General features: G+C 70.7%; 21 protein-coding genes. 15 read left to right on the top strand and 6 right to left on the bottom strand.

Going from position 1 to position 22,609, the window contains the following annotated elements:
* Nucleotides 1-66 precede the first annotated feature (66 nt).
* A complete protein-coding gene (locus tag VGN45_RS02405) occupies nucleotides 67-600 on the top strand; it encodes a cytochrome c family protein (RefSeq protein ID WP_327458913.1) in 534 nt (177 codons plus the stop codon).
* Nucleotides 601-654: 54 nt separating this feature from the next.
* On the opposite strand, the gene VGN45_RS02410 is transcribed toward VGN45_RS02405, so the two are convergent.
* The 6 genes from VGN45_RS02410 to VGN45_RS02435 all read right to left on the bottom strand — a co-directional run bounded on the left by VGN45_RS02410 (nucleotide 655) and on the right by VGN45_RS02435 (nucleotide 6,668).
* On the bottom strand, nucleotides 655-885 hold the full coding sequence (locus tag VGN45_RS02410; RefSeq protein WP_327458915.1) for a hypothetical protein: 231 nt from the start codon (nucleotides 883-885) through the stop codon (nucleotides 655-657).
* Nucleotides 882-2,075 (bottom strand): geranylgeranyl diphosphate reductase, encoded by a 1,194-nt coding sequence (locus VGN45_RS02415; RefSeq protein WP_327458917.1) that lies wholly within the window; start codon nucleotides 2,073-2,075, stop codon nucleotides 882-884. Before VGN45_RS02415 ends, VGN45_RS02410 begins: the two co-directional genes overlap by 4 nt.
* Nucleotides 2,062-3,375, bottom strand: coding sequence for a BCD family MFS transporter (locus VGN45_RS02420; protein WP_327458919.1), 1,314 nt, complete (start codon nucleotides 3,373-3,375; stop codon nucleotides 2,062-2,064). The genes VGN45_RS02415 and VGN45_RS02420 overlap by 14 nt, the downstream gene beginning before the upstream one ends.
* Nucleotides 3,372-4,280: a chlorophyll synthase ChlG gene (chlG, locus tag VGN45_RS02425; RefSeq protein WP_327458921.1), complete on the bottom strand. Its 909-nt coding sequence runs from the start codon at nucleotides 4,278-4,280 to the stop codon at nucleotides 3,372-3,374. The genes VGN45_RS02420 and chlG overlap by 4 nt, the downstream gene beginning before the upstream one ends.
* Before the next feature lie 68 nt (nucleotides 4,281-4,348).
* Nucleotides 4,349-5,779 (bottom strand): transcriptional regulator PpsR, encoded by a 1,431-nt coding sequence (gene ppsR / locus VGN45_RS02430; protein WP_327458923.1) that lies wholly within the window; start codon nucleotides 5,777-5,779, stop codon nucleotides 4,349-4,351.
* 31 nt (nucleotides 5,780-5,810) lie between these two features.
* Nucleotides 5,811-6,668 (bottom strand): cobalamin B12-binding domain-containing protein, encoded by an 858-nt coding sequence (locus tag VGN45_RS02435; protein WP_327458926.1) that lies wholly within the window; start codon nucleotides 6,666-6,668, stop codon nucleotides 5,811-5,813.
* 288 nt (nucleotides 6,669-6,956) lie between these two features.
* On the opposite strand from VGN45_RS02435, the gene bchF reads away from it, so the two are divergent.
* The 14 genes from bchF to hemA are packed head-to-tail and all read left to right on the top strand — an operon-like array spanning nucleotide 6,957 to nucleotide 22,588.
* Nucleotides 6,957-7,586, top strand: a complete 630-nt coding sequence (gene bchF, locus VGN45_RS02440) for a 2-vinyl bacteriochlorophyllide hydratase (RefSeq protein ID WP_327458928.1) — start codon at nucleotides 6,957-6,959, stop codon at nucleotides 7,584-7,586.
* Complete coding sequence (locus tag VGN45_RS02445) at nucleotides 7,583-8,914, top strand: ferredoxin:protochlorophyllide reductase (ATP-dependent) subunit N (protein ID WP_327458930.1); 1,332 nt, start codon at nucleotides 7,583-7,585, stop codon at nucleotides 8,912-8,914. Before bchF ends, VGN45_RS02445 begins: the two co-directional genes overlap by 4 nt.
* Nucleotides 8,914-10,452: a ferredoxin:protochlorophyllide reductase (ATP-dependent) subunit B gene (gene bchB / locus VGN45_RS02450; protein ID WP_327458932.1), complete on the top strand. Its 1,539-nt coding sequence runs from the start codon at nucleotides 8,914-8,916 to the stop codon at nucleotides 10,450-10,452. Before VGN45_RS02445 ends, bchB begins: the two co-directional genes overlap by 1 nt.
* Nucleotides 10,453-10,474: 22 nt before the next feature.
* Complete coding sequence (locus tag VGN45_RS02455) at nucleotides 10,475-14,143, top strand: magnesium chelatase subunit H (protein WP_327458934.1); 3,669 nt, start codon at nucleotides 10,475-10,477, stop codon at nucleotides 14,141-14,143.
* The gene (gene bchL, locus VGN45_RS02460) at nucleotides 14,140-15,045 is read left to right on the top strand and encodes a ferredoxin:protochlorophyllide reductase (ATP-dependent) iron-sulfur ATP-binding protein (RefSeq protein ID WP_327458936.1); all 906 of its coding nucleotides are present in this window, start codon (nucleotides 14,140-14,142) and stop codon (nucleotides 15,043-15,045) included. Before VGN45_RS02455 ends, bchL begins: the two co-directional genes overlap by 4 nt.
* Nucleotides 15,045-15,761: a magnesium protoporphyrin IX methyltransferase gene (bchM, locus tag VGN45_RS02465; RefSeq protein WP_327458938.1), complete on the top strand. Its 717-nt coding sequence runs from the start codon at nucleotides 15,045-15,047 to the stop codon at nucleotides 15,759-15,761. The genes bchL and bchM overlap by 1 nt, the downstream gene beginning before the upstream one ends.
* A complete protein-coding gene (locus tag VGN45_RS02470) occupies nucleotides 15,758-17,215 on the top strand; it encodes a BCD family MFS transporter (RefSeq protein ID WP_327458940.1) in 1,458 nt (485 codons plus the stop codon). The genes bchM and VGN45_RS02470 overlap by 4 nt, the downstream gene beginning before the upstream one ends.
* A 21-nt stretch (nucleotides 17,216-17,236) precedes the next feature.
* The gene (gene puhA, locus VGN45_RS02475; protein ID WP_327458942.1) at nucleotides 17,237-18,013 is read left to right on the top strand and encodes a photosynthetic reaction center subunit H; all 777 of its coding nucleotides are present in this window, start codon (nucleotides 17,237-17,239) and stop codon (nucleotides 18,011-18,013) included.
* The gene (gene puhB, locus VGN45_RS02480) at nucleotides 18,010-18,684 is read left to right on the top strand and encodes a photosynthetic complex putative assembly protein PuhB (protein ID WP_327458944.1); all 675 of its coding nucleotides are present in this window, start codon (nucleotides 18,010-18,012) and stop codon (nucleotides 18,682-18,684) included. Before puhA ends, puhB begins: the two co-directional genes overlap by 4 nt.
* Before the next feature lie 11 nt (nucleotides 18,685-18,695).
* Nucleotides 18,696-19,148, top strand: a complete 453-nt coding sequence (puhC, locus tag VGN45_RS02485) for a photosynthetic complex assembly protein PuhC (RefSeq protein ID WP_327458946.1) — start codon at nucleotides 18,696-18,698, stop codon at nucleotides 19,146-19,148.
* Nucleotides 19,148-19,435, top strand: a complete 288-nt coding sequence (locus VGN45_RS02490) for a hypothetical protein (RefSeq protein ID WP_327458948.1) — start codon at nucleotides 19,148-19,150, stop codon at nucleotides 19,433-19,435. The genes puhC and VGN45_RS02490 overlap by 1 nt, the downstream gene beginning before the upstream one ends.
* A complete protein-coding gene (acsF, locus tag VGN45_RS02495; protein ID WP_327458951.1) occupies nucleotides 19,432-20,544 on the top strand; it encodes a magnesium-protoporphyrin IX monomethyl ester (oxidative) cyclase in 1,113 nt (370 codons plus the stop codon). The genes VGN45_RS02490 and acsF overlap by 4 nt, the downstream gene beginning before the upstream one ends.
* The gene (puhE, locus tag VGN45_RS02500) at nucleotides 20,541-21,323 is read left to right on the top strand and encodes a putative photosynthetic complex assembly protein PuhE (protein ID WP_327458953.1); all 783 of its coding nucleotides are present in this window, start codon (nucleotides 20,541-20,543) and stop codon (nucleotides 21,321-21,323) included. The genes acsF and puhE overlap by 4 nt, the downstream gene beginning before the upstream one ends.
* Complete coding sequence (gene hemA / locus VGN45_RS02505; protein ID WP_414643379.1) at nucleotides 21,320-22,588, top strand: 5-aminolevulinate synthase; 1,269 nt, start codon at nucleotides 21,320-21,322, stop codon at nucleotides 22,586-22,588. The genes puhE and hemA overlap by 4 nt, the downstream gene beginning before the upstream one ends.
* The last annotated feature ends 21 nt before the right edge of the window (nucleotides 22,589-22,609 follow it).

Genomic DNA, 22,609 nt, shown 5'->3' on the forward strand with positions numbered 1-22,609 from the left:
TTGACACCCGACGGGCGAGGCATAGTGTCCCTCGCAGGGAGACGACAACACAGGCGAGGCTGGTCTATGCGTGTATTCAAGTATGCCCTTGCGTCCGTCGGCGTGATGCTCGCCGTGGCCGCGTGTTCCTCCGGGGAGGGAGAGAAGGCCGAGGCGCCCGCCGCCGAAGCGCCGGCCCCCGCGGCGGCTCCGGCCGAGACGCCGGCTCCGAAGGCCGAAGCGCCCGCCGCGACCGAGACCCCCGCCGCCGTGCCCGCCGCAGCAGGCGGCGCGACGGTCACCTTGGCCGGCCTGACCGGCAACGCCACGAACGGCCAGCGCATCTTCGGCCAGTGCCGCACCTGCCACGTGGTGGAGCCCGGCGTGAACCGCGTCGGCCCGTCGCTGCACGGCATCATCGGCCGTACCGCCGGCTCGGCGCCCGGCTTCAACTACTCCGCCGCCAACAAGGCCAGCGGCGTGACTTGGACCGAGGAAGTCCTGTTCGAATACCTGGAGAACCCGCGCGAGTTCATGCCCGGCACGCGGATGGCCTTCGTCGGCCTGAAGAAGCCGCAGGACCGCGCCGACGTGATCGCCTATCTGAAGACCCAGAGCTGATCGCTTCTTCCTTCTGAAATGCGGGGGCCCCGGTGGAGACGCCGGGGCCTTTCGCTATGCGGGCCGCCGGGCGAGATCCAGCAGGTGCAGGGGCAGCGAGGCGAACAGGGTCGCCCCGATCCACCACCAGTCCGCGCCAGCCAGCGCCAGCCTGAGGGCCAAGACCAGCACGGCGCCGGGTCCCAGGATCAGGATGACGTCCCAAATCGCGCGCTTGCGAAACAGGGTCAGGAAGGCCGCCTCCAGAACAAGGGCGACCAGGACGACGTCGGCCAGCCAGGTCAAGCCGGCGACAGGCCGAACAGGTGGCCCAGATCCTTGAAGAATATCCGCGCATGCGCCCCCGGCCGGGCCCGCACCAGTTCCTTGTTCATGTAGGCCTGCCAGGTCAGGGCCTGGACGTCCGGATCGGCGCACATGCTGACGAACCGCTCGCGCCGCTTGTCCGAGCGGTACCAGAAGTGCTGCATGACCCCCAAGACCATGAAGACCTTGCCGTGGCTCTTCATGAAGCGGCTTCGCGCGGTGCGCAGAGCCCGTGCGTCGCCGGTGCGCAGGCGCTCGTCCACCGCCTCGGCGGCCAGACGACCGCCCTCCATGGCATAATAGATGCCTTCGCCCGAGGCCGGGGCCACCACGCCCGCGGCGTCGCCGGCCAAGAGAACGTCGCGTCCGTCGTCCCACCGCTTCAGCGGCTTCAGCGGAATGGGCGCGCCCTCGGTGCGCACCGTCTCGCAGGCGTCCAGCCCCGTCTGCGCGCGCAGCCGCGCCACGGCCGAGCGCAGGGAGAAGCCCTTCTGCATCGAGCCGACGCCGATCGAGGCGGTGTCGCCGTGGGGGAAGATCCAGGCGTAGAAGTCCGGCGACAGGCCGCCCTGGTACCAGACGTCGCATCGGCTGGGTTCGAAGTCCGCCCCGCCCTTCGGCGCGCGGATGATCTCATGATAGGCGAAGACGCAGCGGTTCTCCTTCGCGCCCGGCACGGCCTGAGCCGCGACGGCGGACTTGGCGCCGTCCGCCCCGACCACGGTGCGCGCGCGCACGGATGTGGTCTCGGCGCCCTTGCGTCCCTCCGGGCGGTATCGGATCACCGCCGTGCCGTCGGCGTCGCGGTCCAGCGCCTCGAACGTGCCCGTCCGTCGCTGAGCCCCGGCCATGGCGGCCCGATCGCGCAGCCATTCGTCGAAGCGGTCGCGATCGACCATGCCCACATAGCCGCCTTCGATCGGCATGTTCACGCGCTTGTCGGACGGCGCGATCATCCGGGCCGACCGCGCGCGCGCGCAGATCAGCGTGTCCGGGATGGCGAAGTCGCGGATCAGCCGCGGCGGAATGGCGCCGCCGCAGGGCTTGATGCGCCCGGCTCTGTCCAGCAGCAGGACCGACCGCCCCGCCCGGGCCAGGGTCTCGGCCGCCGTCGCGCCCGAGGGCCCGCCGCCGACGACGACGACGTCGAAGGTCTCAGGCGCCGACATGCCGAACCTCCAGGGTCGATTGCGAAGACCGCACGGTCAGGCCCAGCGCGATCAGGGCGGACGCGGCGAACAACGCCGCCTCCAGCGAAAAGACGATCAGAAAGGCCGGTCCGTCCGCGCCGATCAGGGCGCGCCCCATGTCGACGCCCGCGGCCCCCAGAAAGCCGCCGAGCCCGAAGGCCACGGCCTGACTGGCGCCCCAGACGCCCAGCCGCACGCCCTCGCGCCGCTGCTCGCCCTCACCGGCCAGTCCCATCATCGAACCGATGGCGGCGACGGCGAAGACGCCGTTGAACAGGCCCAGCAGGAAGACGTTGGGGATCAGCGGCCAGCCCGGACCGACCATGCCGGCCATCGCCATCCCGATCAGGGCGACCGCAGACCCGACGCAGCCGGCGACAGTCCAGCTTCGCATCCAGCCGGAGGATCCGCCGCCGATCCTGGCGCCCAGGACGCCGGTCACGATCATGCCCAGCAGCACGCCGCCGTGCTGAACGCCCGCCATCTGGGTGGACTGCCCCGGCGTCATGCCGAAGACCAGACCGGCGAACGGTTCCAGGATCAGGTCCTGGGCGCTGTAGGCCAGCATGGAGACGAAGACGAAGACGGCGAACATGCGGGCCCGCGGGTCGGCCAGCGTCTCGCGCAGCGCCTGCGCGAAGGGCACATGCGCCTCTCGCGGTTCGGCGGCGGCGGTCGCGCGCGCCTCGACGCCCCAGACGGCCAGCAGGGTGACCAGGAACGCCGCCATGGCCACGCCGCTGGCGACCAGCGCCAGGCGCTGGAACGAGAACGGATCCAGCAGGCCTCCGGCGACCCCCGCCGTCGCCGCGATGCCCAGCACCATCATGATCCAGGTCATGGCCGCCGCCGCGGGACGTCGCTCGGGCGCCGTGCGACTGGCCAGCAGAGCGAGCAGCGACGTGCCCGACGACCCGACGCCCGCCCCGATCAGGCTGAAGGCGACCACGCCCAGAACCGTCCCCCACAGCGGAGAACTCGCCATCAGGGCGACCGCATTGGCCGACAGGATGCCGCCCAGAACCAGCACGCCCATGCCGCCGATGATCCACGGCGTGCGCCGGCCCCCGGCGTCCGACCCGTGCCCCCAGCGCGGACGCGACAGCTGGACCGCATAGTGCCAAGCCACCAGCGCCGCCGGCAGCATGGCCGGAAGAGCCAGTTCCACCACCATCACCCGATTCAGCGTGGAGGTGGTCAGCACCACGATCGCGCCCAGGGCGCTCTGCACCAGGCCCAGGCGCGCGACGCCGAGCCAGCTCAGGGTTCCGTCCCTCATGCCGCCCCTCCCAGGGTCGCCACGGCGGTGGCCGCGACCATCATGCCCAGCACGTAGAGTGTGACCCCCGTGCCGTTGTACCAGGGCGCCAGGCGCGCCGGATCGCGCAGCAGCCGCGCCATCGCCAGCCCCTGCAGCGCCAGCGACAGGCCGACGATCCCGGCCTGGATCGGCCGCTCCCAGCCCAGCAGCAGCGCCACCACGACCGCCTGCGGCACGGCCATGACGGCGCAGGCCAGCAGCGCGGCCCGACGCGGGCCCAGCGTGACCGGCAGCGACTTCAGCCCCGTGCGGCGATCCCCCTCGATCGCCTTGAAATCATTCAGGGTCATGATGCCGTGGGCGCCCAGGCTGTAGAGCCCGGCCAGCCACAGGATCGGCGCCGACGGCAGGGCGCCCGCCATCACCGCCGCGCCGGTGAACCAGGTCAGCCCCTCATAGGACAGGGCGACGGCGGCGGGGCCCCACCAGCCGCTGCGCTTCAGCCGCAGCGGCGGCGCGCTGTAGGCCCAGGCCAGCGCCAGCCCCAGAGACGTGGCCCCCAGAACCCACGGCCCGGTCAGGGCGGCGACGCCCAGCGACACCCCCGTCCAGATGATGGCGATCCACAGGCCCCACCGGCCCGGGATGCGTCCGGACGGGATCGGTCGATGCGGCTCGTTGATGGCGTCGACGTGCCGGTCGAACCAGTCGTTCACCGCCTGGCTGGTGGCGCAGACCAATGGCCCCGTCAGGGCGATCCCCGCGATCAGGAACAGCCAGCGCCCCTCGATCGGCTGACCCGACGACACCACCCCGCAGGCGAAGGCCCACATCGGCGGAAACCAGGTTATCGGTTTGAACAGCTCCAGCACTGCGGCCGGAGACGGCAGGGTCGGCGTCGCGGCGGCGAGCGTCCTGGACATGGCGCCACTATGCGCCTCGCCGATTGGACGTCAACTTGGATTGACACTTCGCTCATGTGGGGGCGGCGTCACTCGTCCTCGCCCGACCCCAGACCGAAGCGGTTCAGCTTGGAATACAGGCTCTGGCGCGACAGCCCCAGCATGTCGGCCGCGGCGGCGCGGTTGTTGGACGTCAGCTTCAACGCGGCCTCGATGCACAGCCGTTCGATCAGGTCGGTCGACTCGCGCACGATGTCCTTCATCGGCGCGCGGCCGATCAGCTGGGTCAGCTGCTCCACAGAACGGGCTCCCGGCAGCGACTCCCCGTCCGCAGCGGGCGCGGCGATCACCCGACGCGCGACGCCCCGGATGCTGAAGCCGAACAGCGGCGCCTCGCCCGGCACGGCCACGGCCGACACCTCCACCTCCTCCGGCTCGTCGAAACGGTTCCGTACGATGGTGGCGAAGTTCCTCGCCGAGCCGTGCTCCTTCAGCTGGGCCACCAGGATGCGCAGGTCGATCTGCGGCCGACCCAGATAGCGGTCCAGCGACTGGCCCACCGCCTCTTCGCGCGACACGAGTTGGATCAAATCCACAAAGGCCGGGTTGGCCGTCAGAATGTTCAGATCGGCGTCGGTGACGACGAAGGCGTCCGAGATGTTCTGCAGCACGCCCATCAAGGCGCCGGCGGGATCGGCCGGATCGACGGCGCCGCCGTCGGGGGCCAGGCGCACCAGCAGGCACGCCGCCCGATCCTGACGGAACAGGCTGGCGCTCAGCTCGACGTCCGCGCCTCCGGCCAGGCGCACGCGGACAGGGGGCGGGGTCGACGACGCCGTCGCCGCGGCGAAGGCGGACTGGGCCGCGGCGGCGCTGTCCTTCGACAGCAGTCCCGCGAAGGCCTGGCCCTCGACGTCTCCCTCGGCCTGGCCCAGCAGGCGGGCCGCGGCCGGATTGACTTCGCGCACACGCCGCGTCGCGGCATCGACGATCAGCACCGGCTCCCGCGCCGAATGAAACAGCAGGCGATACCGCGATTCCGCCTGCCGCAGCCGCAGATAGTCCCGCTCCAGCGATTGCTGAACGCGCAGCAGCCGTTGCTGAAGAGCTGCCGTGGACTGCAGGTCGCGGCCGATGACGATGACCCGGCCGTCCTCGCCCACCGCGACGGCGTAATAGCGGACCGGCAGGGTCTCGCCGGCTCCCCGCCCCGGATGGTTCATCTCGCGCCAGCGAGGGGCCGCGCCGGCGCGGGCATCCTTCAACAGGGCCTCGACCTTGGCGCGGCTCTCCTCGGTGACCGTCTCGGCCCACGGCTGATGAACCCAGTCGCCGAGACCGCGCGACACCAGATCGATGTCCCCGACCGAAAGGTCGCGGATGACCCCGTCGCGATCGATGATCAGGGCGATGTCGGTCGACGCGGCGACCAGCTGGGCCACGACGTCGAGAGTCAGTCCACCCAGCGCCCAATCCGGTCGCTTGAAGGGAATCGCGGCCGCCTGGGGGGTCACGGTCATCGACGTGCCTTAACCTCCCGTCCGGGACGCATCAAGCAAGGGCCGCGCGGCGTCCGATCCTGCGGTCGGCCGCGTGCAAAGCCTCTTGCGCCGTGGCGGCGGACAGGTCCGCGCCGATTTCGGATATCCTGGCGGGCGCCTCCGAAAAGGCCGGCCCGCCGACCATCAGGACGGCGCCGGGATTGGCTGAACCGCGGCGCAGCTTCGGCGCCAGCTTCAGCGTTTCCGGATAGAAGCGCTCATCCGTCAAAGACAGGGCGATCACGGCGAAAACCTCCGTCCGGACCATGTCGATCAACTCGCCGGCCGTCGCCTCCTGAACCAGACTGACGCGCCAACCGCCGCGGCGGAAGACCTCGCCCATGAGGGTCAGTCCGAAGACGTGCTGCTCGCCCGGAGCGGCCGCCAACAGGATCGACGGCGCGTCCGGACCGGGGTCGTGCGGCGCGAAGCGGTCGCTGAGTTCATGAACCAGTTGTTGCAGCCGGCACAGACCGACCGTCACGTCGGTGAAGGTGATCCTGTCCTCTAGCCACCAATCGCCCAGCCGCCGGGCCGCCGGAGCGAAAAGCTCGAAACACAGTCCTTCGAAGGTGTCTCCGGACTCGATCCGCCCGAGCGCGTCGGCCAGCAGAGGCGGCAGATCCTCCTCGATCGTGCGGCGGGCCAAGCCGTCCACCATGGCGCCCCGGCTTTCCAGCTCCCTGAGGCTGGGCGCCACCGCGGCGCGAGCCTCCTGCGTCAGAAGCAGCCGGGGGATGATCTCTCCCTCGATGATGCGGGCCAGATCCGCCGCCGACCGGTCGCGTCGGGGCCGAGGGGCGAAAGGCACGACGACGCGGCGCTCAGGCTCCTTGCGGCCTCTGGAAAAGGGATTGATGTTCAGCACCCGACGACCCTCCCGAGATTTGTCTCGAACACGTCAGGTCAGGGTCATCGCCCCGGCTTGGCGCCACGCTCCCCATCGTCTTTTGACCGGTTGCCCGGCCGGTCGCGCCCCCCATTCGGGATCGCACGCCAGCGTTATCCGCCCACGCAGGAACCCACCGATCGCTCAGGGAGTCAAGGTCGGAACCCGAACGCATGTCCAATTCTGCGAACGTCCAAAAGATTTGACACTGTTTTGACGATGGGCCTACCTTCGTCGCTCAAGCGGTCTCGGGGAGGAGATCCGGCCATGGCGTCGCAAGCGGCCCAGACCACCAAGCTGCAGGGCTCCGCATGGGGTCGCTGGCTGGACGGCCGCCTCGATTCCCTGACGTCGAACCCTTGGTCGGCGCACGCGGGATATCGCCCCTTGCCTCTCGGCCGGCAGGCGACCCCGCAGCCGCTGTATTCCCCGGAAGAGCGAGCCCGACGCGACGGAACGGTGTGGACCGTGATCCAGGGCGCCCTCGCCCCGCTGCAGTTCCTGGCCTTCGTCGTCAGCCTGTTTCTGGTGTTCCGCTATCTCTGGAGCGGCGAGGGTCAGGCGGCGGCGACGCTGTCGATCATCGTCAAGACCCTGTTCCTCTACGCCATCATGATCACCGGCTCGATCTGGGAACGGGTCGTGTTCGGCAAGTGGCTGTTCGCCCCGGCTTTCTTCTGGGAGGACGTGGTGTCGATGGCCGTCCTGGCCCTGCATACGGCCTATCTGGCCGCCCTGGCCATGGGGTGGGGCTCGCCGGCCGAGCAGATGGCGCTCGCCCTGGCAGCCTACGCCGCCTACGTCGTCAACGCCGCGCAGTTCCTGTGGAAGTTCCGCATGGCGCGCCTTGAGGCGCCCGCCCGCATGACCGGCCCGCCGGAGGGCGCGCACGCATGAGCGGATCGGCCCTCCCCACCCCCCTGATCGGCGGCGAGGGCTGCTCGACGGCGCCGGTGCTGCGCGAGCGCGGCCAGCGCGAAGTTTTCTGTGGACTGACCGGGATCGTCTGGCTGCACCGCAAGATGCAGGACGCCTTCTTCCTGGTAGTCGGCTCGCGCACCTGCGCCCACCTGATCCAGTCCGCCGCCGGCGTCATGATCTTCGCAGAACCGCGCTTCGGCACGGCCATCATGGAGGAGAAGGACCTCGCCGGTCTGACGGACGCCAATGAGGAGCTGGACCGCGTGGTCGACCGCCTGCTGGCGCGGCGGCCCGACATCCGGGTGCTGTTCCTGGTCGGCTCCTGCCCGTCGGAGGTCATCAAGCTGGACCTCAGCCGCGCGGCCGCTCGGCTGGACGCGCGCCACGGTCCCATGGGGGGCGGCCGCACCCGCGTGCTGAACTATTCCGGCAGCGGCATCGAGACGACCTTCACCCAGGGCGAGGACGCCTGCCTGGCCGCCCTCGTTCCACGCATGCCGGTCGAGGCGCCCGGAGCCGAGCCGTCCCTGCTGATCGTCGGCGCCCTGCCCGACGTGGTCGAGGACCAGTTCCGCCGCATCTTCGCCCAGCTGGGCATCACGCGCGTCGCCGCCCTGCCCGAGCGCCGCCACGACGACCTGCCCGCTGTCGGCCCGAACACCCGCTTCCTGCTGGCGCAGCCGTTCCTGGGCGACACGGCGCGCGCGCTGGAGGACCGGGGAGCGAAGCGCCTGCCCGCCCTTTTCCCCTTCGGCGTCGAGGGCACCACCGACTGGCTGCACGCCGCCGCGCGCGCCTTCGGCGTCGACGAAATGTCCTTCCGCGCCGCCGTGGCCCCAGGCCGCGAACGAGCGTCGCGCGCCCTGGCCGCGATCCGGCTGGAGCTGGAGGGCAAGACCCTGAGCTTCCTGCCCGACAGCCAGCTGGAGATTCCGCTGGCGCGGTTCCTGTCCCGTGAGCTGGGCATGGTTCCGATCGAGGTCGGCACGCCCTTCCTGCACCGCCAGCATCTGTCGCAGGAGCTGGCCCTGCTGCCCGAGGGCACGCGCCTGTCCGAGGGTCAGGACGTCGATCGTCAGCTGGACCGCGTGCGCGCGGATCGCCCCGACCTGACCGTCTGCGGCCTGGGCCTGGCCAATCCCTTGGAAATGGAGGGGCTGTCGACCAAGTGGTCGATCGAGCTGGTCTTCAGCCCCGTCCACGGCTTTGACCAGGCCGCCGATCTGGCCGCCCTGTTCGCCCGCCCGCTGGACCGCCGTCGCCGGCTCTCCCCGGCCCTTTCAAACCAGAGAGGCGCCGCCTGATGCAGCTGACCGTCTGGACCTACGAAGGACCGCCGCACGTCGGGGCGATGCGCGTGGCGACCGGCATGACGGGGCTGCACTACGTCCTGCACGCCCCCCAGGGCGACACCTACGCCGACCTGCTGTTCACGATGATCGAGCGGCGCGGCGCCCGCCCGCCCGTGACCTACACCACCTTCCAGGCCCGCGATCTGGGCAGCGACACGGCCGAGCTGTTCAAGACGGCCTGCAAGGACGCCTTCGACCGCTTCCAGCCCCAGGCCATGATCGTCGGCGCCTCGTGCACCGCCGAACTGATCCAGGACGATCCCGCCGGCCTGGCCAAGGCGCTGGACCTGCCCGTCCCGGTCGTTCCGCTGGAGCTGCCGTCTTACCAGAAAAAGGAAAACTGGGGCGCGGCCGAGACCTTCCGCCAGCTGGTCCGCCATCTGGCCCAGCCCGTCGAGCGCGCGCCGATGCAGGGCCGTGCGCCCCGCTGCAACATCCTGGGGCCCACGGCTCTGGGCTTCCGCCATCGGGACGACGTGGTCGAGGTCACTCGCCTGCTCCAGCGGATGGGCGTGGAGATCAACGTCGTCGCGCCCATGGGCGCCGCGCCGGCCGACTTGGCCCGCCTGGGCGAGGCCGACTTCAACGTCGTGCTCTATCCCGAGATCGCCGAGGAGGCCGCGCGGCACCTGGAGAAGGCCTTCGGCCAGCCCGCGGTCCGCAAGGTTCCCATCGGCTATGGCGCGACGCTGGACTTCATCGCCGAGGTCGCCGCGTTGACGGGCGTCGATCCGACGCCCGTGCTGAACGATCCGGCGGCGCGCAGCCCGTGGTGGTCGCGGTCGGTGGACTCGACCTATCTGACCGGCAAGCGGGTCTTCATCTTCGGCGACGCGACCCACGCCCTGGCCGCGGCCCGCGTGGCGACCGAGGAGTTGGGCTTCACCGTCGTCGGCCTGGGCGCCTACAATCGCGAGTTCGCGCGCGAGGTCCGGTCCGCCGCGACGGCCCTAGGCCTCGAAGCCCTGATCACCGACGACTATCTGGAGGTCGAGGCCGCCATCGAGGCCGTCCAGCCCGAGCTGGTGCTGGGCAGCCAGATGGAGCGCCACATCGCCAAGCGTCTGCGCATCCCCTGCGCGGTCGTCTCGGCCCCCTTCCATGTGCAGGATCACCCGGCGCGCCACTCGCCCCAGATGGGGTTCGAGGGCGCCAACGTCCTGTTCGACACCCTGGTGCATCCGCTGGTCATGGGGCTGGAGGAGCACCTGCTTCACATGTTCCGCGACGATTTCGAGTTCCACGACGGCGCCGGGGCCTCGCACCTCGGCGGACACGGCGCGGGCGTCGAGCCCCTGCCGGGCGAACGGGCGCCGCTCGACCCGACCAATGTCGTCTGGCTGGCCGAGGCCGAGGCCGAACTGCGCAAGATCCCCTTCTTCGTGCGGGGCAAGGCCCGCCGGAACACCGAGAAATTCGCGGCCGAACACGGCCTGACGTCCATCGCCCTGGAGACGCTGTATGATGCGAAATCGCATTACAGCCGCTGACTCCGGGCGCCCGGAGATCCGGGTGACGATCGTCACCCTGGACAACCACTTGGCCGGCGCCGCGCGCGCGGCCGAGCGCCTGCTGCGCCGGGACGTGCCCGGCCTGATCCTGACCCTGCACGCCGCCGCCGACTGGGCCGACGACGCCGACGCCCTGGCCCGCTGCCGCGCCGACATCGCCACCGCCGACGTCGTCGTGGCGACCATGCTGTTCATGGACGAGCACATCCAGGCGGTGCTGCCCGACCTGAAGGCGCGGCGCGATCATTGCGACGCCATGGTCTGCGCCATGTCGGCGGCCGAAGTCATCCGTCTGACGCGCATGGGCGCCTATCGCATGGACGGCTCCGACAAGGGGCCTCTGGCGCTGCTGAAGAAGCTGCGCGGCAACACCAAGGCCACCGGCGGCGCGCCGGGCGCCCAGCAGATGGCCATGCTGCGCCGCCTGCCCAAGCTGCTGGCCTTCGTGCCCGGCACGGCACAGGACGTGCGGGCCTGGTTCCTGACGCTGCAGTACTGGCTGGCGGGATCGGAGGCGAACCTGGTCTCCATGGTCCGCATGCTGATCGACCGCTACGCCGACGGCCCGCGCCGCGCGTTGCGCGGGACGCTGAAGGCCGACCTGCCGATCGAATATCCGGAGATCGGCCTGTACCACACACGCATGACCCCGCCGATGGGCGAGCGGATGGAGGCCCTGCCCTCCACGGGGGACCAGGGCACGGTCGGCGTGCTGATCCTGCGCTCCTACGCCCTGGCCGGCGACGCGGCCCACTATGACGGCGTCATCTCGGCGCTGGAGGCGCGGGGGCTCAAGGTCGTGCCGGCCTTCGCCAACGGTCTGGACGCCCGCCCGGCGATCGAGCGGTTCTTCATGGCGGACGGCCGACCCACGGTGGACGCGGTCGTGTCCCTGACCGGCTTCTCCCTGGTCGGCGGCCCGGCCTACAACGACTCCGCCGCCGCCCAGGCCATGCTCGAGACGCTGGACGTGCCATACGTCGCCGCCCATCCGCTGGAGTTCCAGACCTTCCAGCAGTGGAGCGGGTCGGACCGGGGCCTGATGCCGCTGGAGGCCACGATGATGGTCTCCATCCCGGAGCTGGACGGCGCCGTAGCCCCGACCGTCTTCGGCGGCCGCACAGACGGATCGGGCCAGGCCTGCACCGGCTGCGCGCGCCGCTGCACCTTCGACGGCGACGACGGCGCCCGCCACATGCTGCCCTGCCCCGAGCGCGCCGAGGCCCTGGCCGGTCGCGTGCTGAAGATGGTGCGGCTGCGGAAGACTCCACGTGCCGAACGGAAACTGGCGACCGTCCTGTTCAACTTCCCGCCGAACGCCGGCGCGGTCGGCACGGCGGCCCAGCTGTCGGTCTGGGAAAGCCTGCACCGCACCCTGATCCGGCTGAAGGCCGAGGGCTGGACCGTCGAGGTTCCGGCGACGGTCGAGGATCTGCGCGCCCGCCTCCTGGAAGGCGACGCCGCGCGCTGGGGCGTCGACGGCGCGGTCATGGCCCGCATCCCGACCGACGATCACGTCCGTCGCGAGGTCCATCTGGCCGAGATCGAGGCCGTCTGGGGCTCGGCGCCGGGCAAGTCGCTGGCCAACGGCGGCGGCATCTTCGTGCTGGGCGCGACGTTCGGCAACGTCTTCGTCGGCCTGCAGCCGCCGTTCGGGATCGAGGGCGATCCGATGCGGCTGATGTTCGACGGCGGCTTCGCCCCGACCCATGCCTTCTCGGCCTTCTATCGCTGGATCCGCGAGGATTTCGACGCCGACGCCGTGCTGCACTTCGGCACCCATGGCGCGCTGGAGTTCATGCCGGGCAAGCAGTCCGGCCTGTCCGGCGCCTGCTGGCCGGACCGCCTGATCGGCGACCTGCCGAACCTCTATCTCTACGCCGCCAACAATCCCTCCGAGGGCATGATCGCCAAGCGGCGCTCGAACGCGACGCTGGTCAGCTACATCACGCCGCCGGTCACCGACGCCGGCCTCTATAAGGGGCTGGCGGACCTGAAGGCCCTGATCGACCGCTGGAGAGCCCGCGGGCCGGACCACGCCGAGCGCGACCTGCACGCCATGATCCTGGACGCGGCGGCCGGGCTGGATCTGCCCGTGCCGGCCGGAGAGGCCGAAGCCCAAGTCGCCGCCGTCGGCGCGGCGCTGGCGGAGCTGGAGGCGACCCTGATCCCCAGCGGCCTGCATGTGCTGGGCGAGCCCTTCTCCGCCACCGAGCGCGCCGACCTGCTGCTGGCCTCCGCCCAAGCCCGGCAGGGCGCGGCCGTGACCCGCGCCGAGGTCGAGGCCCTGATCGCCGGCGCCGCGCCGTCCTCGCCCCACCCCGCCGTCCTCGCCCTGCTGAACGAGCTCGCCGACCTGAACCGCGCCCTGTCCGCCAGCGGAGAACTGGACGGCCTGATGCACGCGCTGGACGGCGGCTACGTGCCCGCCTCCACCGGCGGCGATCTGCTGCGCACGCCGGAGGTGCTGCCGACCGGGCGCAACCTGCACGGCTTCGACCCCTTCCGCATCCCGTCCGCCTATGCCGTGGCTGACGGCGCGCGTCAGGCCGATCGCCTGCTGGACCGCCACGTCCAGGAGACCGGCGCCCTGCCGGAATCCCTCGCCATCGTCCTGTGGGGCACCGACAATCTGAAAAGCGAGGGCGGGCCGATCGCGCAGGCGCTGGCCCTGATGGGCGCCCGGCCGCGCTTCGACGCCTATGGCCGGCTGAGCGGCGCCGAGCTGATTCCGCTGGAGGCCCTTGGCCGTCCCCGCATCGACGTGATCTGCACCGTGTCGGGCATCTTCCGCGATCTGCTGCCGCTGCAGATGAAGCTGCTGGCCGACGCCGCCTTCCAGGCCGCGGGCGCCGACGAGCCGGAAGAGATGAACTTCGTCCGCAAGCGCGCGCTGGCGCATCAGGCGCGGCTGGGCTGCGATCTTGAGACGGCCGCCTTGCGCGTCTTTTCCAACGCCGAGGGCGCCTACGGGGCCAACGTCAACCAGCTGATCGACGCCGGCCTGTGGTCCGACGAGGGCGAGCTGGCCGACGCCTTCGAAAAGCGCAAAGGCTTCGCCTACGGCCGGGCCGGCAAGCCGATGAAGCATGCCGCCTTGCTGAACAGCGCCATGGCAGGCGTCGATCTGGCCTACCAGAACCTCGACTCGGTCGAGCTGGGCGTCACCACCATCGACCACTACATCGACACCCTGGGCGGCGTGGCCAAATCGGTCGAGCGCGCGCGGGGCAAGGCTTCGCCCGTCTACATCGGCGACCAGACGCAAGGGTCCGGCAAGGTCCGCACCCTGGCCGAACAGGTCGCGCTGGAAACCCGCACCCGCGTGCTGAACCCCCGCTGGTTCGAGGGTCAGCTTAAGCACGGCGCCGAAGGCGTCCGTCAGATCGAGGCCCAGGTCACCAACACCCTGGGCTGGTCCGCCACCACGGGCGAGGTCCAGCCCTGGGTCTATCAGCAGATCAGCGAGACCTACGTTCTCGACCCCGAGATGCGCGAGCGGCTGGCCAAGCTGAACCCCAAGGCCTCGGTCCGCATGGCCAATCGCCTGCTGGAAGCTTCGGACCGCGCCTACTGGGCGCCGGACGAGGCGACTCTGGCGGCGCTGCGCGACGCTTCCGACGAACTCGAGGACCGCCTCGAAGGCATCACTCCCAGGGAGGCCGCATGAGCCTGACTCTCGATCTCCCGCAAACGCGCCGCAGCCGTCCGCCGGACGGCGCCGGCAGCGTGCAGGTCCAGCTGGACCCCAACCTCAAGATCGGCTCGGCCAAGGTCTTCGCCGTCTACGGCAAGGGCGGCATCGGCAAGTCGACGACCAGCTCCAACCTGTCGGCGGCGTTCAGCCTTCTGGGCAAGCGGGTGCTGCAGATCGGCTGCGATCCCAAGCACGACAGCACCTTCACCCTGACCAAGCGCCTGGTGCCCACCGTCATCGACGTGCTGGAGACGGTGAACTTCCATTCCGAGGAACTGCGCCCCGAGGACTACGTCTACGAAGGCTTCAACGGCGTGCGTTGCGTGGAGGCGGGCGGACCCCCGGCCGGCACCGGCTGCGGCGGCTATGTCGTCGGCCAGACGGTCAAGCTCCTGAAGGAACACCACCTGCTGGAAGACACCGACGTGGTGATCTTCGACGTGCTGGGCGACGTGGTCTGTGGCGGGTTCGCCGCCCCGCTCCAGCACGCCGAGCGCGCGCTCGTCGTCACGGCCAACGACTTCGACAGCATCTTCGCGATGAACCGCATCGTCGCGGCCATCAAGGCCAAGTCCAAGAACTACGACGTGCGCCTGGGGGGCATCATCGCCAACCGTAGCGCGGGCACCGACGAGATCGACCGCTTCAACGACGCGATCGGCCTGAAGCGCATCGCCCACTTCGCCGACCTGGACGAGATCCGCCGCAGCCGCCTGAAGAAGTCGGTGGTGTTCGAGATGGACGGCTCGCCTGCGCTGGAGGCGGCCAAGGCCGAGTACCTGCGCCTCGCCCAGTCGCTTTGGGACGGCATGGATCCGATCGAGGCCGAGCCGATGAAGGATCGCGACATCTTCGACTTCCTGGGGTTCGACTGATGACCGCACTCGACCTCGGAACCTCCTACGCCGCCTCACGCACCCGGCTGGAGCAGTATTTCGACCGCACCGCGCTGGATGCCTGGGCCCAGCTGACCAGCGATGCGCCGGTGTCCAAGGTGCGGGCCACGGTGCGGGCTGGGCGCGACCGGATGCGTGGCCTGCTGCTGTCCTGGCTGCCGGCCGACCTGTCGGGCCGCCGCATCCTGGACGCCGGCTGCGGCACGGGCGCCCTGGCCGTCGAGGCGGCGCGCCGCGGCGCCGACGTGGTGGCCGTCGACGTCTCCTCCAGCCTGATCGACATCGCCCGCGAACGCGCGGCCGAAGAGTTGATGCATGAGGCCACCGCCGGCGACGTGACCTTCATGGCCGGCGACATGCTGGACCCGTCGCTGGGCGTGTTCGACCACGTCGTGGCGATGGACTCCCTGATCCACTACGCCACCGCCGACATCGAGGCGTCGGCGATCGCTCTGGCGAAGCGCACCTCGGGCTCGCTGCTGTTCACCGTCACCCCCCGGACCGCGCCGCTGATGCTGATGCTGACGGCGGGCAAGCTGTTCCCGCGCGCCGACCGCGCGCCGGCCATCGCGCCGGTGTCGGTCGAGGCCCTGCGCCGCCGGCTGGACGTCGCCGGCCCGATGCGCGCCGACCGCTGCGAGCGGGTGTCCGGCGGCTTCTACACCTCGGTCGCGGTGGAGCTGGTGCGGCGATGACCCCGAAGGCGGCAGAAAACAGGGAGGCGTGGCGCAGGCTGTTCACAGCCTGCCTGCCGTTCGCCGACGCCGCCACGACGGAGCTGCCGCTGGGTCGGCTGCTGCGCCTGTCGCTGTTCCAGGTCTCGGTCGGCATGATCGGCGTGCTGCTGACCGGCACGCTGAACCGCGTGCTGATCGTCGAGCTTCAGGCGCCCGCGATCCTGGTCGCCTCGATGGTCGCCCTGCCCTTCCTGTTCGCGCCGCTGCGGGCCCTGATCGGGCACCGGTCGGACACCCATCGCTCGCACCTGGGCTGGCGGCGCGGGCCCTACATCTGGTTCGGCACCCTGTTCCAGTTCGGCGGCCTGGCCATCATGCCCTTCGCCCTGCTGATCGGCTCCGGCGACACCGGGTCGGACTGGGCGGGCGCGGTCTGGGTCGGCCATGGCGCGGCCATGATCGCCTTCCTGCTGACCGGCGCCGGCGTGCACATGACCCAGACGGCGGGCCTCGCCCTGGCCAACGACCTGGCTCCGGAGGCGGCACGGCCGCGCGTAGTGGCCCTGCTGTACGTCATGCTGCTGGTCGGCATGCTGATCAGCGCCCTCCTGATCGGCGCGGTGCTGCGCGACTTCACGCCGGTGAAGCTGGTGGGCGTCATCCAAGGCGCGGCCATGGTCGCCGTCGTTCTGAACCTGACCGCCCTGTGGAAGCAGGAGGCGCAGAACCTGGCCCTGACCTCGCCGTCCAGGCCGCGCCCGCCCTTTGCCGACGCCTGGCGCGATTTCGTCGCCGGCGGCCGGCCCGGACGTCTGCTGGCCGCCGTCGGCCTGGGCGCCGCCGCCTTCGCCATGCAGGACGTCCTGCTGGAACCCTATGGGGGCGAGATCCTGGGCATGGGCGTGGGCGCGACCACCGCCCTGACCGCCCTGTGGGCCGGGGGCACGCTGATCGGACTGGCGCTGTCGGCGCATCGTTTGAACCGGGGCGTGGACGCGCACCGGATGGCGGCGGGCGGCCTGCTGTGGGGCGTCGTCGCCTTCGTGCTGGTGATCGCCGCCGCGCCGATGGGATCAACTGCCCTGTTCTGCCTCGGCGCCTTCGGCATCGGCCTGGGGTCGGGCCAGTTTTCCGTCGGCACCCTGACGGCGTCCATGGCGCTCGCCCGTGAAGGCCGCTCGGGCATCGCCGTCGGCGCCTGGGGCGCGGTCCAGGCCTCGGCCGTGGGGCTGGCCATCCTGGCCGGCGGCGCCCTGCGCGACGTCGCCTCGCATCTGGCCGCCAATGGAGCCTTGGGCCCGGCATTGTCGGACCCGTCCGTCGCCTACAGCGTCGTCTACCACCTCGAGATCGGGCTTCTGTTCGCGGCGCTCGCCGCCATCGGCCCCCTCGCCCGCTACAGCCCCGCCCGGCCGGATCCGTCCGCCGGCGCCTCCGCCAACCGGTTCGGCCTCGCCGATCTACCCGCCTGATCCCATCGAAAGGACAGTGGCATGGACAACGATTTCTTCCTCTTCCGGGCGTTCGACGCCGCGGAGCTCGTGCTCTGGGTCTTCTGGCTCTTCTTCGCCGGACTGATCGTCTATCTGCGCCGTGAGAACCGGCGCGAGGGCTTCCCGCTGGAGAACGACGTCACCGGACGGCTGGAGCCGCTGGGAACCTTCCTCAATCCCAAGCCCAAGACCTTCCGCCTGCCGCACGGCCACGGCACGCGCACCGTGCCCAACGGCACGCGCGACTCGCGCCCTCTGGCCGCCGTCCGCAGCGCGGCGACCGACGGGTCTCCTATCGAGCCGACCGGCAATCCGCTGGCCGACGGCGTGGGCCCGGCCGCCTGGGCCGACCGACCCAACTATCCGGACATGACCCTGCACGGCCTGCCGCGCCTCGTGCCGCTTAGGGCCGACCCGACCTATCATCTGGCGTCCGAGGATCCCGATCCCCGCGGCTTCGCGGTCGTGGGCTGCGACGGCCAGGTGGCCGGCACGGTCACCGACGTCTGGGCCGACCGGTCGGAGTTCATCGCGCGCTATCACGAGATGACGGTCGCCGCGACGGGCCGCACCGCGCTGATCCCGGTCAACCAGTGCGTGGTCAGGGGCGGCAAGCGCGTCGTCGAGGTCGGCGCCCTGACGGCGGCCCAGTTCGCCGGCATCCCCGGCCTGGCCCAGCCGGAGACGATCACGCTCAACGAGGAAGAGCGGATCATGGCCTACTACGGCGGCGGCTACCTGTACGCCACGCCGGACCGTCAGGAGCCCTGGCTGTGAGCGAGCATCCGAACGAGCACGGCGGGGAGCCGATCCGCGGCCTTCCCGCCCAGCTGCCCGAGGGCGAGCACATCCTGTGGCAGGGCGCGCCAGACTGGCGCGTCCTGGCCCGGACGGCCCTGCACGTGCGGGTCATCGCCGCCTACTTCGCCGTGATCGCCGTCTGGCGGGTCGGCGCGGGATGGACGCAGGGGCGCGACGTCGGAGCCCTGGCCATGGACGCGCTGGTGGTCGCCGTGATCGGCGCCGCGGCGGTCGCCCTGCTGGCCGGCTATGCCTGGCTGGCGGCGCGGACCACGGTCTACACCCTGACCAACCGCCGCTTCGTCCTGCGCCACGGCGTGGCCCTGTCGAAGATCTTCCAGGTTCCGTATCGCCGCATCGAGTCGGCCGGGATCAAGGTCGATGCGACGGGCGTGGGCGACATCCCCCTGCGTCTGACGCCGGAGAGCAAGATCGCCTATCCGCACCTGTGGCCGCACGCGCGGCCGTGGCGGATCGTGCACCCGGAGCCGATGATGCGCGCGGTTCCCGACGCCCAGGCCGTGGCCGAGCTTCTGACCGAGGCCTGGCGCGGCGAGGTGCGCGAGCGCGCCCGCATGCCGCCCATGGCCGCGACTCCGGCGCGGCGACGTCGTCGCGATCCCGCCGGCGAACCGGCCGCGGCCTGAGGATCCCGACCATGTCCGACCACGACCCCGTCATCGGCAAGACGCCCCTGATCGCCTCGGCCGTCCTGATGCTGACATGCATCGGCGCGGTCGGCGCGGTGCAGGCGGGCTGGGTTCCGATGCCCGAGGCGCCCGCGGCGTCACCGGAAGCGCCGGCGGTCACCCGCCAGGTCCGCTTCGAGGACCGCGCCGACGGCTCCGTGGTCGTCCAGGCGGTCGGCGGCGGTCGCGACGTGGTCATCCCGCCCGACTCCGGCGGCTTCCTGCGCGGCGTGGCTCGCACCCTGACCCGCGATCGCAAGATGCGCGGCCTGGGCCCCGAGACGCCCTTCGTCATGTCGGAAAGCCGCGACGGCGCCCTCAGCCTCAGCGACCCCGCCACCGGGCGCACGCTGAAGCTGGACGCCTTTGGGCCTGACAACCGCGCGGCCTTCCGCGACCTGCTGCACCAAGGAGCCGCCTGATGCCCGCCCGCCTGGAGCGCCTGCCCTGCACGGTCGAGGTCGAGCACACCTCCGACAATCTGTACGCCCACGTCGTGCTGGACGGCGACCCCGAGATACGGCCGGGCGATCAGGTGCAAGTCCATGGCGACCCGATCGCCGTGCCGTTCGGCGAGCGTCGCACCTTCCGCCGCACCGCCAGCCTGCGCCGCGCGGGCCCACTGGAACGGTTCTGGACCCGCCTGTCGGCGCGGCTGGAACTGTCCGAACTCTATGAAGTCAGCTTCACCTCCGGGAGGCGCCTGTGACCGCCATCGCTCTGGACGAGGGCCCCATCACCCGCCGGCCGCGTCGCCCGGCGCGCGCGACCGCCGTGCCCGGCGTCGACACCACCGCCATGGCGCGCACCGACACGGTTCTGACGCCGCGGTTCTACACCACCGACTTCGCCGCCATGGACCGGATCGACGTCACGCCCGTGCGCGCCGAATGGGACCAGCTGCTGGCGGAGATGTCGGCCGATCCCAACCGCTACCACTTCCGCCGCGAAGAGGCGTTCGAGGGCGTGATCGAGGGCCTGCCCGAAGAACTGCGCAAGGAGTTCATCGACTTCCTGGTCAGCTCGGTGACGTCCGAATTCTCGGGCTGCGTCCTCTACGCCGAGATCGCCAAGCGGGTGACGAACCCGGACGTCAAGGCGTTGTTCAAACTGCTGAGCCGCGACGAGAGCCGCCACGCGGGCTTCATCAACGAGACGCTGAAGGACGCCGGCATCGGCGTGGACCTGGGCTTCCTGACCAAGGCCAAGTCCTACACCTACTTCAAGCCCAAGTTCATCTACTACGCCGTCTATCTGTCGGAGAAGATCGGCTACGCCCGCTATATCGCCATCTATCGCCAGCTGGAGCGTCATCCGGAACTGCGGTTCCACCCGATCTTCAACTGGTTCAAGGAGTGGTGCAACGACGAGTTCCGCCATGGCGAGGCCTTCGCCCTGCTGATGCGGACCAACCCCAAACTGCTGAAGGGGCCGAACGTCTGGTGGATCCGCTTCTTTCTGCTGTCGGTCTACGCGACGATGTATGTGCGCGACCATGCGCGGCCAGCCTTCCACGCGGCCCTCGGCGTCGATCCGTCCGAATATGACCTCGAGGTCTTCCGGATCACCAACGAGATCAGCAAGCAGGTCTTCCCGGTCGTTCTGGACACCGACGCGCCGAAGTTCCGCAAGGGGTTCGAGGATCTGCGTCGCGCCGCCGACGGCATCGGCGCGGCGTCCGCGCGCGGGGGTCTGTCGGGTCTGATGGGCAAGGTGCGGCACGGCATGGCCGCCGCCGGCGCCCTTATCGGCATGTACTTTCTGCCGGTGAAGCGCAACACGCCGCCGGCGAACGTGCGCCTGGCGCCGACCTGGTGACCGGCCTGTCTCCCCTTCTGACCGGACTTGGGGTCGCGCTCGTCCTGTGGTGGGCGTCGACCGGGCTGGTGCTGTGGCTGGTGCGCCGGCCCGTCGGCGCGACCGGGGCGATCCTGGGCGTCGGCGGCGTTCTGGCCGTGGCGGCTCTCGCGGCGCTCGCGTGGGCCGCGCGGGAGCCCGGCGTGGTCGGCTCGGTCGTCGGCTTCGTCGCCGCCCTGACCGTCTGGGGCTGGCACGAGCTGGCCTTCCTCTCCGGCCGCGTCTCAGGGGATCACAGCCGACTCGCGCCGCCCGCGGCCGGGTTCGCCCGCTTCCGCGCGGCCGCCGCGGCCGTCATGCATCACGAACTGGCGCTGGCGGCGACCCTCGCCGTCGTCGTCGCCCTGGCCTGGAACGGGGCCAATCCGACGGGGCTGATCACCTTCGCCGTCCTGTTCGTCCTGCGACTGTCGACCAAGCTGAACATCTATCTGGGCGTCGCCAATCCGCCGCTGGCCTTCCTGCCGGCCGCGCTGGAGCACCTGCGCGTCTGGTTCGTGCGCCGCCCGCTGAACGCCCTGATGCCGCTGTCCCTGCTGGCCTCGACCGGCCTGACCTGGGCCCTGGCGTCCCGCGCCGTGGACCCGGAGCTGGGCTCCGGCGCCGCGCTCGGCTTCGCCCTCACCGCCGGCTTGGCCGGGCTCGGACTGATCGAACACCTGTTCCTGATGGCGCCCTCGCCGGATCGGGCCCTGTGGGGCTGGGCGCTGGAACGCGATGCGCGGAGACCCCGCGCATGACCACGAGACGAGACACGACCTTGGGAGGGGCCGCCATGTCGACCTACGACGACTTCTTCGCCAAGCAGCTGGACATGCTTCGGGCCGAGGGGCGCTACCGCGTCTTCGCCGAGCTGGAGCGCAAGGCCGGGGCCTTCCCCAACGCCCGCCGCTATGAGGGCGGCGAGCGCCCGGTTCAGGACGTCACCGTCTGGTGCTCCAACGACTATCTGGGCATGGGCCAGTCCAGACCCGTCCTGCGCGCCATGCACACGGCGCTGGACGAGTGCGGCGCCGGCGCCGGCGGCACCCGCAACATCTCCGGCACCAACCACCACCACGTCCTGCTGGAGCGCGAGCTGGCCGACCTGCACGGCAAGCAAGCCGCCCTCTTGTTCACCTCCGGCTATGTGTCGAACTGGGCGGCGCTGTCGACGCTGGCGGCGCGACTGCCGGACTGCGTGGTCCTGTCGGACGCCGGCAACCACGCTTCGATGATCGAGGGCATCCGCCACTCCCGCGCGGAATGCCAGGTGTTCCGCCACAACGATCCGGAAGACCTGGACCGCCGCCTGTCGGCGCTGGAGCCGGGCCGCAGCAAGCTGGTCGCCTTCGAGAGCGTTTATTCGATGGACGGCGACATCTGCCCCATGGCCGAAATCCTGGACGTCGCCGAGAAGCACGGCGCCCTGACCTATCTGGACGAGGTCCACGCCGTCGGCCTGTACGGCCCGCGCGGCGGCGGCATCGCCGAGCGCGAAGGCCTGATGGACCGGGTGTCGGTGATCGAGGGCACTTTGGGCAAGGCGTTCGGCGTGATGGGCGGCTACATCACCGGCTCGACCGATCTGATCGATTTCGTCCGCAGCTTCGCCTCGGGCTTCATCTTCACCACCGCCTTGCCCCCGGCCGTCGCCGCCGGCGCGGCGGCCTCTATCCGGCACCTCAAGACGTCCGAGATCGAGCGCGCCCGGCACAAGGAGCGCGTGGCCACCGTGCGCGCGCGCCTGCACGCGGCGGGCATTCCGATGATGGACAACCCCAGCCACATCATCCCGGTGATGGTCGGCGACCCGCACAAGTGCAAACTGGTCTCCGACTGGCTGATGGAGCACCACGGCATCTATGTGCAGCCCATCAACTATCCGACCGTGCCCAAGGGCACCGAGCGGCTGCGCATCACACCCTCCCCCGTCCATTCGGACGAGGACGTCGATCGTCTGGTCGCCGCGCTGTCCGAAATCTGGAGCCAATGTGCACTTGCGAGGTCCGCGGTCGCGGCCTGACGCCTTGTCGATCTGGCGCGG

The organism is Brevundimonas sp., from assembly GCF_035999125.1.
Classification (GTDB): Bacteria; Pseudomonadota; Alphaproteobacteria; order Caulobacterales; family Caulobacteraceae; genus Brevundimonas.